At 43.1% G+C, this 13,311-nt stretch carries 11 protein-coding genes; 1 reads left to right on the top strand and 10 read right to left on the bottom strand.

The annotated features are described in order from the left end of the window. Window positions 1-19 precede the first annotated feature (19 nt). The 6 genes from CRO04_RS14570 to CRO04_RS14545 form a co-directional block, all read right to left on the bottom strand. The gene (locus CRO04_RS14570; protein ID WP_097004988.1) at window positions 20-223 is read right to left on the bottom strand and encodes a DUF1858 domain-containing protein; all 204 of its coding nucleotides are present in this window, start codon (window positions 221-223) and stop codon (window positions 20-22) included. Further along, window positions 224-2,638 (bottom strand): endopeptidase La, encoded by a 2,415-nt coding sequence (gene lon, locus CRO04_RS14565; RefSeq protein ID WP_097004987.1) that lies wholly within the window; start codon window positions 2,636-2,638, stop codon window positions 224-226. A 108-nt stretch (window positions 2,639-2,746) separates the two neighbouring features. Continuing rightward, window positions 2,747-3,310 carry a TetR/AcrR family transcriptional regulator gene (locus CRO04_RS14560; RefSeq protein ID WP_097004986.1) on the bottom strand — a complete coding sequence of 188 codons (564 nt, stop codon included), beginning with the start codon at window positions 3,308-3,310 and terminating at the stop codon, window positions 2,747-2,749. 45 nt (window positions 3,311-3,355) lie between these two features. Then, window positions 3,356-4,234, bottom strand: coding sequence for a helix-turn-helix transcriptional regulator (locus tag CRO04_RS14555; RefSeq protein ID WP_097004985.1), 879 nt, complete (start codon window positions 4,232-4,234; stop codon window positions 3,356-3,358). Between the two features lie 5 nt (window positions 4,235-4,239). Beyond that, a complete protein-coding gene (locus CRO04_RS14550; RefSeq protein WP_097004984.1) occupies window positions 4,240-5,136 on the bottom strand; it encodes an alpha/beta hydrolase in 897 nt (298 codons plus the stop codon). A gap of 1 nt (window position 5,137) precedes the next feature. Continuing rightward, the gene (locus CRO04_RS14545; RefSeq protein ID WP_097004983.1) at window positions 5,138-6,508 is read right to left on the bottom strand and encodes an MFS transporter; all 1,371 of its coding nucleotides are present in this window, start codon (window positions 6,506-6,508) and stop codon (window positions 5,138-5,140) included. A 200-nt stretch (window positions 6,509-6,708) separates the two neighbouring features. Here CRO04_RS14545 and CRO04_RS26005 point away from each other — a divergent pair, with 200 nt between their 5' ends. Continuing rightward, window positions 6,709-6,873, top strand: coding sequence for a DUF6132 family protein (locus CRO04_RS26005; protein WP_242974505.1), 165 nt, complete (start codon window positions 6,709-6,711; stop codon window positions 6,871-6,873). Window positions 6,874-7,018: 145 nt separating this feature from the next. Here the strand turns inward: CRO04_RS26005 and CRO04_RS14540 are convergent, their stop codons facing one another. The 4 genes from CRO04_RS14540 to CRO04_RS14525 are packed head-to-tail and all read right to left on the bottom strand — an operon-like array spanning window position 7,019 to window position 13,286. After that, window positions 7,019-8,680, bottom strand: coding sequence for a glycoside hydrolase family 43 protein (locus CRO04_RS14540; protein WP_097004982.1), 1,662 nt, complete (start codon window positions 8,678-8,680; stop codon window positions 7,019-7,021). Beyond that, window positions 8,680-10,704 (bottom strand): beta-galactosidase, encoded by a 2,025-nt coding sequence (locus tag CRO04_RS14535; protein WP_097004981.1) that lies wholly within the window; start codon window positions 10,702-10,704, stop codon window positions 8,680-8,682. Before CRO04_RS14535 ends, CRO04_RS14540 begins: the two co-directional genes overlap by 1 nt. After that, entirely contained in the window at window positions 10,704-12,089 is a 1,386-nt protein-coding gene (locus tag CRO04_RS14530) for an MFS transporter (RefSeq protein WP_097004980.1), read from the bottom strand. The genes CRO04_RS14535 and CRO04_RS14530 overlap by 1 nt, the downstream gene beginning before the upstream one ends. Before the next feature lie 27 nt (window positions 12,090-12,116). Next, a complete protein-coding gene (locus tag CRO04_RS14525; protein ID WP_097004979.1) occupies window positions 12,117-13,286 on the bottom strand; it encodes a glycoside hydrolase family 5 protein in 1,170 nt (389 codons plus the stop codon). Window positions 13,287-13,311 lie beyond the last annotated feature (25 nt).

Here is a 13,311-nt window from a genome sequence, read left to right as displayed (position 1 = left end):
TACCGGGGGGCTTACAATTCTATCTGGACATATGTCCGTTTAATTTCTCTAACAGTTCCTCAACAGGAACTCCATGCACCATACAGGCTTCTTCCAGGCTTTCCATAGTGGAGGAAGGACAGCCGAGGCAATGCATTCCCATTTCAAAAAAGTAAGGTGCTGTGGTACTGTCTGCTGCTAAGATCTCTCCGATTAATGTTTCCTTTGTCACTGTAAGATTCATTTAAATTACCTCTCTTCTGATATTATTTTTCTTTGGCTCAATCGTTTCGAATAGCCGCCCTGCTCCTTCGCTTTGCAGAAGTACCTGCTCCATCCGGGGCAGTGCAATCCCTACGGTTTCTCTTATGACATCTTCAATGGTTTCTACCGCGATGATGGTAAGTCCCTCTTTTGTCTCTTCCGGCACCTCCTTTAAATCAACTACATTATCCTGAGGAATCAGAACTTTCTTAATCCCTGCTCTCTGGGCTCCTAAAAGCTTTTCTTTCAGCCCGCCGATCGGTAATACCGCTCCCCTTAATGTAATTTCACCAGTCATTGCAAGCCTGGAATCTACCTTAGCACCTGTGACTAAAGATGCCAGTGCTGTAAAGAGTGCAATTCCTGCGGAAGGACCGTCTTTTGGCACTGCTCCTGACGGAACATGAATATGAAGGTCTCTTTCTTTAAAATTAAAGGTATTTAAAGGCAGTCTGGACTTTAACAGGCTTAAGGAAATTCTGGCGGATTCCTTCATCACATCTCCCAGCTTTCCGGTTAATATGATGTTGCCGCTTCCCGGCATATCCGCAGCTTCGATGAATAAAATCTCCCCTCCTACCGGTGTCCAGGCAAGTCCGGTTACCACGCCAGGCGGGTTGTCCGGCTGAGCTTTCTCATGACGGGATACTTTTCTGCCAAGCAGATCTTCCAGATCTCTGGTCTTTATATCAACTGGAATCTCTGCCTTTTTGGAAACAATTTTTTCTGCAGCAGTTCTGGCAAGAGATGACAGCTGCTTTTTAAGGCCTCTGACTCCGGCTTCCATGGTATAATCGTTTATGACTGCCCGAAGCACCTCATCTGCAATCACAAGTTCTTTTGAAGTCAGTCCATGCTCTTTTAATACTTCCGGGATGAGATGGTCTTTACCGATATGGAACTTCTCATCTGCCGTATAGCTGGTGATACTGATGACTTCCATTCTGTCAAGCAGCGGTCCCGGTATGGTCTCTAAGGAGTTTGCAGTCGCGATGAAAAATACATCGGATAAATCGTAAGGAACATCCAGATAATGATCTGTAAATGTGTTATTCTGTTCCGGATCAAGTACTTCTAAAAGTGCACTTGCAGGATCTCCGCTGTATCCTCCTGACATCAGCTTATCCACTTCATCCAGTACCATTACCGGATTAGTAGAACCGGCTTTTTTCATACTTTGAATGATTCTTCCTGGCATAGCCCCCACATAGGTTCTCCGGTGCCCTCTGATCTCCGATTCATCCCTGACGCCGCCAAGGCTTAATCGTGTATAAGGTCTGTCAAGCGCTTCGGCAATGCTTTTGCCAAGACTGGTTTTACCTGTTCCGGGAGGACCCACAAGTAAGAGTATGGAGCCTTTCTTTTCTTTGTTCAGTTCCATAACAGCCAGATGCTGTATGATTCTGTCCTTCACTTTATCAAGACCGTAATGCCTTTCATTCAGTATTTTTCTTGCCCCATCTAAATCTACGGATTTGGAAGGCTGCTTTTTCCAGGGCAGCTTAACCAGTAAATCCAGATAATTACGCATCACTTTATAATCCGGCTGATTTGGCCCCTGCTCCTCCATCTTTTCATATTCTTCCAGAGCTGATTCCTTTATATCATCCGGCATACCGGCTTCCTCAATCCTGGTGCGGTAGTCGTTCTCCTTCTTCCCGTTCTCTTTTCCCTCGTTTAATTCCTCCTGGATCGCTTTTAACTGCTCTCTTAAGACCGCTTCCCGGTAGTTTTTGTTAGCTCTCTCAGAAAACTTTTCAGTCACCTGCATCTGCAGCTCGATCATTTCCTTCTGCTTCAGTATATGATCCATGAAACGGAGACTTCTTTCCTTTAAGGACTGGATCTCTAACAGCTGATAGCGTTCCTCCGGAGATATCTGTATAAACTGGGATAAATACATGATAAGTCTGTTGATATCATAAAATCCGTTTACGATTCTCTGATACTGTTCACCGCCTGTAAATTTATTGCTGATATCGTTACTGATCTTTTTAATATATCCAAGCATCTCCTTAAGGCTTGCTTCATCTAAATCTTCCAAATCCGGTGCCTCTTCAAATGATGCATAGAAAACACCTTTCTCTTCACTGATCTGATTTACCAGGATTCTGCCGCCAAGTTCTACTGATAGGCGGATCCCTTTTTCAGTCTTCTCCACTGAGTTTATGGAGAAAGTGACACCGATCCGGTGAAAATCTTCTTCCAGCCTTTCTCTTATGGTGGAGTCCTGTTTCAACGGAAGCGCAATCTTTACGATTTTTTCGTCTGACAGGCTAATGATCTGACTTTCATTTAAATGTTCCAGATGTATTATTGTCGCGACACCAGGCAATAAAACTTTATTAAAAACCGGAACAATTATACCGAGATGATTATCATTATAATTTTTCATAGTTTTATCCTTTCTGTGCGTATTTTAAGTGAATGTTCATTTAAGTATGATTTTTTTATTTGCGAGATACCTTTTACCACATCAGTAAAAGAATCCCGCATATCATTCTTACATCATAATTGCATTTTGTATCATTACAATCAGCTCTGTGAGTAAATCTTCTTTCTGGTCTGCATTCTTCCGGTTATCGACGGCGATCGCCTTCACCGGCTGGAAAATAATTGCAAGTAAATTATCTTCCCTGTAATCTCTTAAGATGTGATTCTGTTTCATCTCAGCCATCATATGATAAATTTTACAGATTCCCTGTTTACCGGAACAACTGTTGGCTAATGACGGACAGTTGGAAAACTGTTCCACAAAACTGAAAATTTCCTTATTCTCCAGAATATAGTTATAATAGCTTCGGATGAGTAATTCAATCTGCCTGCGGCCTTCCATCTCCTGTTTCATACTGTCTAACAGATAATCGTAAATCTCTTCTGAATATTCCAGGTAAATGTCATGCAGCATCACATCCTTATTCTCATAATAGATGTAAACCGTTGCCGGCGAAACCCCTGCCAGTCTGGCAATTTTAGAGACAGAAGTGCCATGAAACCCCTCCTGCAGGATCAGTTTAATCACTGCTTCCTTGATATTCTTCACCTTTTCGTCGTCTTTTCTTCTCATTCCATCACCTCTATGGTTCTATAATAAACGATCATTCACTTATTGTCAATCATTTTTTTCATGTTTGAAATACTGTGATTCTCTCTTCCTGTACTGCAGCGGTGTAATCTGATATCGTTTCTTAAATGACTCAATCAGACGTCTCTCATCAGTAAACCCATTATTAAATGCAATCTCCAAAATACTGTGGTCTGTGTGTATGAGTTCTCTTCTGGCCTTCAGTATTCTGTAGTTCGTTAAATATTCCTTAAAATTAACTCCCGTGTTTTTCTTAAAGAAACGGGAAAAATACTCTTTTGTAAAATAGAAACGGTCCGCAGTCTCTGACTGGGTAATCGGTTCCATGTAATGGCGTTCTACGTACTGGATAACCCCCTTGAGCCGTTCATTATTCTTCTGCCGGTTAATGTCCATAACATAATCCTTAATCCGGTAACCATCCTGACATAAGCAATAAAGCAGCTCCAGGATTAACCCCTTTATGAGCAGTATCTCCTGACTGGCCGGTCTTTTAACCGTCTCAGACAGAGTCAGCATGATACGCCTTACCTCAGTACGGTCCAGTTTGTCAGATACCACAAAGTAATGACTATCCAGATCAGGTAAAAATCCCTTTACAAAATCACTGGATATAATCAGTACCACTGCTATCATACCCCAGCTTTGGCACACAGCAGCTTCGGGAATAATGCTATGAATACTTTCGGAATTTACAACAACCATATCACCTGGGCCCGCCTGTATGCAGCTGCCGTCAATATAATGCTCACTGTGTCCTCGAAAGATGTAGACCATTTCCAGCTCCGTATGCCAGTGGTTTAATAAGTTTTCTTCGCAAATCAACGGCCCTTCCAGATTAATAATCTGGAAGGGATTGTTATTTTCATATTCAAACATCTGATGCTTTGCAATCGGTTCACTCATTGTGGTTAATGATCCTTATTCACATATTCTTTAAAAAAGAAGCACTCTTCATCGTTACACATCCTTGCATCTTCTGATTTGATATCACAGTGAAAAACATGACCCAGACGGTTTTTATCACTGCCATAAAGCCGGTAGATAAATTCAACATTACATTCTGCCAGTACCTCAGCCATAACAGATGCCTGATCTTTCAGAAAATCTCCCACTGCAGTCATAAGAAACACTGGTGGGAATTTTGATGTTACATAGTGATCCACACTGATATTTTGAAGTTCACTGGGTGTTCCTCCCATGGGAAGAAAATCTCCCATCAGAGACTGGGTGTCATCACCTGTTTTTTCGTTTCCACCCATATGAAATGCACCGCAGTTTAATGCAATTGCCTTTGGTATAAAACCGTCTGGCACCTGAAAGGGATAACGTTCTGCATAGGCTGCATTGGTACAGATTGCCGTATACAGTCCCAGAATATGAGCTCCAGCAGAATCACCCACTGCAAAGATATGATTCCTGTCAAAGCCATAGGTTTCAGAATGCTCCAGTATCCAGGAGAATACCAGATTCGTATCTTCTATGGACGCTGGAAATTTATGTTCCGGTGCAAGCCGGTAAGTAAAATTAACTACTGCAAACCCACGCTCTGCAAGATTCATACAGTAAAACTGGTAAGTCTCCTTATCTCCATATACCCAGCCTCCTCCGTGAACGCTGACGATCACTGGAAGCTTTTTATCTTCCGAAGCCTTTGGCCGGTATACATCCAAAACCTGCCACTTTGCATCATTCCCATACACAATATCATCGTATCGTTGTATCGTATCAGGCGTTTTTAAGCCATCATCCCGCTTTTGATCACCCTCCCGGAATGCTTTCCGTATCCTGTCACTTGTCTCTGACATATCATTCACCCACTTTTCTATTATTATCACGCTTATTCTCAAGATCGGCCTGTATCTGGACAATATAGCGGTCTATATTCATCATAATGCAGAGAATCAGACAAATTCCTGATATAATTGCACCATTATAACCAAATCCAAAACGGATCATATTCACCGCAGACGCAGATTGAACTGCGGCTGTTCCATTATATCCGCCTAGTGCAATGATCCAGGTACAGACGGCAGCCCCAACCCCGATGCCAACCTTCATTCCAAAGGAGGTACAGCTGTTGATAAGGCCTTCAGAGCGCACTCCGGTTTTCCACTCACCATAGTCAACTACATCGGCAGTCATTGCAAAGAGTCCTGACATAATAGGTCCCATGCCAAAGCCTTTCACTGCCACACCTATCATAACAACTGTCACATTCGCTCCTGCCGCTCCGATGATTACAGAACCAAGGATCATGTGAACAGAACCTGATATCATCATCTTCCATTTTCCATATTGCTTAACCAATTGTGGCATAATCAGATTTACAATCATTGCCGGAATCGTGGAAGCGATGCTGATCAGGGTAATCATTCCGATATTTCCAAGTACAATATTGCAGAAATAAAATATCATGGAACCGGTACTGACAACTGCAATGTATAAGAAAAGGAAAAGCAGGGCCTGGATATAAAAATATCGATTCTTCAACAGCGCGGGAAGAGCCTGGTTAAGGGGAACTTTTTTCGCTTTCACCGTTCCGGTCTCTTCATCTTCATCCAGGTGTTCCTTCACTCCCCAGAAACAGAGCAGAAGTAAAACCATAATTATAATACCATAAACTGCCGATAAAGCAAACCAGCCCACGGTTGCCAGGAAGCTGGCAGTTACCGCATTAATTATGAGAGCGGTGATCTGAGTCATGACAAAGCGGATAGAGGCAGCAGAGGCACGGTCATTGACATTCAATGTCATTCGGGACAGAAGAGCATTATAGGGCAGATTGTTGGCTGTATACACGATACAGCTTTGAAATATGTAAGTCAGATAGATATACAGCAGCTTACCCCCACTGCTTAACCCGCTAGGCACATGAAACAGCAAAATCAGAGCCAATGCCATAAAAGGTGCCGTCCAAAGCAGCCAGGGCCTGGTCTTTCCCCATCTTGTGCTGGTTCTGTCTACGATGACCCCCATGAAAATATCGGTGATTCCGTCAAAAATCCGCGTCAGCAGCATCATGGTTCCCACAGCTGCGGCTGCGATTCCTACCGTATCGGTATAGTATGCAGTTAAAAAAGTGGAGCACATTGCAACCGCTACATTGGCACTGCAGTCACCCAGGCCATAGGAAACTTTCTCTTTCATAGTCAGTTGTTTGATTTTTCCGTTCTCCATAAGCACCTCCCAATTACATGGTTTTTTCCGTTTTTTATCCGGTATGACCTAAGTATATCAGATGCATTCCTGAGATTCTTACTGTTTTTTAACTCGTTTTATCCATTTTTTAGACTGGAACTGCCCAGTTCTTCTGTGACATTATTACTGAACTGTAATGGTAAAAAGACTATTATTTTAAGAAAACGGAGGAATTTACCATGATATGGAATCAACTGATCGGTACTGCAATCGGAGGCTTTGCCGGATATCTTTACCATAAAAAAATAGGCTGCCCCAGTGGGGCATGTCCCATCACCTCCAACCGCTACTTAATGATTCTATATGGAGCAGCATTGGGATTGATGCTTGGGGGATCTCTCTAAAAAGTATAACATTAATTTTTTGTGGTTTCGACATAATTTCAATTCCTGCAGATGAAGGCGGATCGTCCGGGACTCAGCTTTTATGGATTTGTTTATTACATAAGGCGGGACATTGTCCCGCCTTTCATCATGTAACCAGATATCATTACCGGACTGCTCTGTCCTCGTCTGCACAGTACTCAAAAAAGTCAAAATCCGCATAGTGACTGTGTTTTACGCGGTCTGCGCAGGTAATACCTACCATAGTTCCGGTAAATTCCCCATATTTGCAGTATTCATCAGAAAATCTGGTGGTGTCAAAGACTCTTCCGATTCTCTGGTAATTCACTCCGTCATAACACCAGGAGAAACAGGACTGCCGGCCTTCAATTGTAAGCCGCAAATAGACAGGATCATCGCTTACCGGTATTCTGGTATTTAAAAATTCGGTTTTCTCTCCGTTCTCCAGATGGATAATGGAAAGCGCACTTTGTCCCAGCGTCTCGCTGTAATATTTTCTCAGATTAATATAATTCATGTTGTCATAATATAAAATCAGGCCGGCACTGTGCTGATGGACCTCCGGAATAAATTCCATTTTTGTGGTCACGGTCGCATAGACAGAGGTCAGCTTTCTTGCCAGGATGCTCACCTGATTTAAGGAAGTCCGTGATTCCTGACCTCGAATCCGCACATAACCCGGACGGGCTTTTAAATCAGCAAAGCGCTGGGGCATAATTCTGGGTGCGTAATACTGCAGTCCCAGCTCTTCTTCATTAAAATCATCAAAATCAGGAATCTGCTTTACCGGTACTTCAGGCAGACTACTTGCTTCAACCAGAACTTCCGCCAGATTTCCCCCACTGGCCATACGCAGCCACTGATCATCTGTCCACATCATTTTCTGAATGGCAGTTTCTCTTCCAAGAGTGCAGCGCAGCTCCGGTACAAAGGGACGGGCACATAAATGCACCAGATAGGTTTCTCCACTCTGGGTATCCACCATACTGCCATGGCCCGATTTCTGAAGAAGGGAATCCGGATTATAGTATCTGGTTTTTAAATGGTCCGGATCATGACGCTCATTAGAATCCACCGGAACGGAGGTAACAATGGGATTCTTTGGATCTCCTTCATATGGTCCCCAGATTTCTTTGGATCTTCCCATGGTTACACAATGATTATAACCGGTTCCGCCTTCTGCGCACATGATATAATAATAATCTCCCCGCCTGTATAAATGGGGTGCTTCTATGCAGCCCCGGTCTGTTCCGCCGCTCCAGATTCGTTTGGGATAACCGATAATCTCCTTTTTTTCCGGATCGTATTCTACCATACAGATTGCACCAGGCTTTTCATATCCTTCCCTGGTCTCCCATTCCAGAGACACGATATATTTTTTTCCGTTATCATGGAGGATGGAGGCATCAAACCCTGAAGAATGAAGATATACCGGCTCACTCCAGGGTCCTTTGATATCCCTGGCAGTAATAAGATAGTTGTTTACATCAAAATACCGGGCGTTCATGGAATTCATGACTCCGTAGATTACATAAAACATATCTTCCTCTTCGCAGTACGTGAGGCATGGGGCCCAGATTCCTTTTGCAGATGGAAGCTTCTTTAAATCAACCATTTCATCGTCTGTCAGTACATGGGTGTACAATTCCCAGCTTTTTAAATCCTTTGAATGGTATATTGGGATTCCGGGAAACCATTCAAAGGTTGATACTGCCAGATAATAATCATCCCCCTTTCTGCAAATGCATGGGTCTGGATTAAAACCAGGCAGAATGGGGTTTTTTATTGTTTTATCGTATTCGCTCATTATTCTTCCTCCAAAATGATAGTATCCCAGTCTTTCAAGGGGATTTTGTCTCCTTTCTTATAGCTCATTCCGTCCAATAAGTTATTTACCCGGTCATACGGGCAGACAACAGCCGTTTCCTCTTCAGAATAATGAAGTATATAGTGAATCTTATTATTATCCTGATTCACCCCGCTGCGAATGATCACCGGGAAGCAGACATCCGGTATGACCCCATCCAGACCTGCGTCTTTTACAGCCATTTTTAAAATCTCTTTTACAATCTCCTTGTCTGTATAGCACCCGATATAAAAGGCGCTGCCCTTTTCATAATCCGCCTGGGTAATTCCAGCATACTTTCCCCAGTATTTATGCTCATAGGGTGCAAGCACTCTGGCGCCGTCTGTTATAAGCAGCTCGGCAAAATACTGAACCTGCTGTCCTTTGATTTTCGCTGTTCCCGGATCCGTAAACTGATTATAGTGAATTTTAAAGCATTCATGGAGCAAATGGGGCTGTGTATCCGGATAAACGCTTAAATATTCGTTGGAAACAAAGGATTTAAAGGTACTTACTAAAACTCCTCCTTTTGATACAAATGCTTTTAACTGCTTTAATTTATCTTCCGTAATGCTGTACAGGGCAGGCGTCACGATCATCTGGTATTTGAAAGGGTCCAAACCGTTGATATCCACTACATCGCATTCCATATTCAGCTCATAGAGACTGTCATACATCCATCTCACCACATCATTATAGCTTAAATCCCGGTCTATGGGGAACCATTCCAATGCATGCAGAGACTGGCTGTCAATTACCAGAGCGATCTTATTGTCTTTTTTCAGATTCAGAAGACTTTTTCCCATATTTTTCCACTGATTTCCGATCTGACAGGCTTCTTCATAAGCTGGATTTGCTGCCAGATCATGGCTTAGAAGCCCTTTCCAGTAGGTTTCATATCCACTGTGAATGGAATGCCAGTTCCAATACATGATTCCGTCTGCACCGCTTGCCAGATGACTGTAAGCATGGAGCTTCAACTGTCCGGGATAAGGTGTCCAGTATTTAAATGCCTGGGCCTGGCATTCCAGGACCAGATAGTTTCTCTCTTTTAAAGAGCGTATGGAATCCCCGCAAAAAGCGATCTCCGCTCCGGTAAGCTGATCCTGGGTGTGATGATAAATATCCGTACCTGCAATCGTCACTGCTTTCGAGGCCTCGTAGTGATTGATATCCGGCTGAACACCGTAGGAATATCCATCCTGGGCAATATCTGCTCCGAATTTCTTCCACTGGAAATCAAAATTATGGGTGATGAACTGATCATCTCTTTTATACTCTTTTACTATTTCTGACTGCCATAAGAGAAATTCGGCTGCAAGACTTCTTTGAAAGCGTTGAAACTCACAGGACAGACCGGCATTGATGCAGCCATTCATATCCGGGAAATCACTCCAGTCATGGATGGAATTACTCCAGTAGGCAAGACCGAAGGCTTCATTCAGCCGGTCAGTTGTAACAAATTTCTGCTGCAGATATTCCACAAACATCTCTTGTACCAACTCAGAAGAGGTACCGTAATGCTTCGTTTCGTTGTCAATCTGAAAACCAGTAACACATGGATGCTTTGCGGTATGTTCTAACAGTCTGCGGATCACCCGCTCTCCATAAAAACGGTAGGATGGATTCATAATATCCATGATCTGTCTTCGTCCATAGACAGCCTGTCCTGTTTTTGTCTTTACCATTACGTTTTTATCTTTTTTTTCCAGCCAGCTTGGGATTGCGTATGTGGGCGTACCGATTATTACCTCCATCCCCCACTTTTGGGCCCCGTGAAGAACCCGGTCAATATAATTGAAATCATAAATTCCATCGGAAGGCTCTAAAGTACTCCATGTGGATTCCGCAATCCGGACCACGTTCATTCCAGCCTCGCACATCATGGACAGATCTGTTTCCACCCTGTCATAAGGCATATATTCCGGGTAATACGCAGTACCAAACAAAAGAACTTTTCTTTGATATTCATTGCTTTCCTTCATCAGTTCTCCAATCTGTGTTTTCCTTCTGACAAATCTGAAACTATCTTATCATATTTTTTATCAAGATCAAATAATAAGAGACAAACAACCCCGATTCCCATGGTAAGCGCAGGAATCCAGATGAACGCCCAATCAATTGCTGCTAAAGATAATGCACTCTGCACTGCCTTGTCTGCACTAAAACCGCCTGCTGCCAGAACCCAGCCAAGTGCTGCTGTTCCGATTCCGGAACCAACTTTCATACAAAAGGAAGAGGCTGCATTTCCCATGCCTGCTGTACCGTATCCGTTGTACCACTCCCCGTATGTAATGGCATCCTGTAAGAGCCCGAACATGCACGCTCCGGATAAACCAAATCCGATTCCTTTTATCACTGACATGGCACTGACAAAGGTAATGTTATAGGACACTCCTGTTAAAGCAAATCCCAGTGTCGCAATCGTAAGACCTGTAAGCATCAGCTGCTTCTTTGAAAACTTCTTCATTAAAAACGGAGTTATGAATAAGGTTATGATCTGGGAAATGGACAGGAAGTTGGAAACCGGGGTGAAATAACTGGCATCTCCCAGGCGGTACTGTGCGAAGTAAACTGCTGATCCAAAGAAACAGGACATCATGAAATACAGGGAAAAGATTGCAATCACAAGCAGAATCCAGTATTTATTAACCAACAGTCCTTTTAACCCCTTATTAAAGGATACCTTTACCTCCGAACCTTTTTCTGATTTTTCAGCCACCACACGCTCTTTGCAAACTGTAAATGTAAAAAGATTGATTATAATAAATACGATCATTAAGATGATCATGGTAAGCGTCCAGCCCTTTTGGCTGTACTTATCCCCACCACCAAAGTACCCTGTCATCTTTAATACCACTGTATTAATGGTCATTGTACCTGCAGTCGCCAGAAGATTTCGGAAATTTCCCAGAAGTCCCCGTTCATACTGATTGGTTGTCATCAGGCCGTGCATGGTTGCATATGGAATGTTGATTCCAGTATAAAATATGGTGGAAACCAGATTATAAGTCAGGAACATGTAAACCAGCTGTACCTTACCCTCCATGCTTTGAGGCACAGTAAACATCAAAACTGTGCAGACTGCAAGAGGCACACACAGTCTGGCAAGCCAGGGACGGGCCTTACCCCATTTGCTTTTCGTATGGTCTACAATGTATCCCATTGCCAGATCTGAAACCCCATCAAAAAGTTTAGATACTGCGATAATTCCTGCCGCAGCCGCGGCACTTGCACCTACTACATTGGTATAATAGACCAATAAAAATGCGCTGATTGCAGAATAAACTAAATTTCCGGCATAATCGCCCATACCATATCCAAAACGCTCCACAAAAGAAAGCGTCCCTTTTGCATTTGTCTGTTTCATATCTTCTCCTCTTTTTTGAATTATATTTTACCTTTTTACAGGAAACCAGCCAAAATCCACACATCTTCCCAAATCCCAGCTGTCCCAGCCGCTCCAGCCGCTGGTGTTGACTGTATCCGTTAAAAGCTTATAACTCCAGTAAAAATGACCGGAACCTTTATTCCATGCATCTAACTGGGCTTTTGCCACAGCCTGATAGATTTCTTTTTTTTCTTCTGCTGATTTCAGTTCTTTATCCCAACCTTTTACACCGTTTAAAACAGTCTGCCCTCCTTTTGTATCCCAGCCGCATGCGAGAGAATTAAAAAGACACCATTCACCGCATATTACCGGAACATATGCCTGTATTACCTCTATCTCTTTTGCAAAATGGGTCTGAATGTAATCTAAATATTCGTTTAGGTGCTGACCGCATCCCATCATTTCAGCCATCATCAGATACTGATGAGTATCCAAAACAATGTTTTGAAACTTTTCCTTCTCAAAGAATTCCTTCCAGCCGGATAAGTCAAACGCATCGTGAAAAACCACCTGCTTTTCCTCCGGCATAAAGGCTCTGATTCTTTTGTAGGCTTCCCGGTAAAACTGTCTGATAAACGAAATGGAAATTCCGCAGCTTCCCTTTCCCATTGCCTCATCTTTTGGGGGATATCTCTTCTGCACATTCATAAACTCCCAGATTGCTTCCGTAGCCGGCTCATTGAGGACCTCAATTCCCCACATTCCGGTCCTTGTTCCGTATCGCTTTGCCAGACGTTCCAGAACCGTGAGCACAAACTCCACTTCCTGTGGATTCTGAGCCCATTTGCATACACCGCTGATTCCTCCGTTATCGAATCCGTTTTGGCTTTCCGGTGCGGTATGTAAATCAATCAGTATTTTAAGACCGTACTTTTCAGCCCAGTTAAATGCCTTGTCAAGTTCATCAATACACCCCAGAAACGGCTCTCTGTCACCAAATATAAAATATGGAACCGGAATACGGATGGTATCCATGCCCCAGGATTTGATGGTCACAAAATCCCGCTCTGAAATATACTCACTGCGGTGTATTTTAATTCTGGCTTCATAAACTTCTTTTGTCAGACTGCGGGGGAGCCAATATTCATCCTCTGCATCCGTTCCTTCAAATAACCCGGGACTCATCCATTTTTCCAGTACCAGCCAGTTTCCCAGGTTTACGCCATTTACTTTCATTTAAATCTCCTTGCTGTATCATTTT

Origin of the sequence: Lacrimispora amygdalina, assembly GCF_900205965.1 — a bacterium.
Taxonomy (GTDB): Bacteria; Bacillota; Clostridia; order Lachnospirales; family Lachnospiraceae; genus Lacrimispora; species Lacrimispora amygdalina_A.
This window is presented reverse-complemented; position numbering and strand designations above follow the sequence as displayed.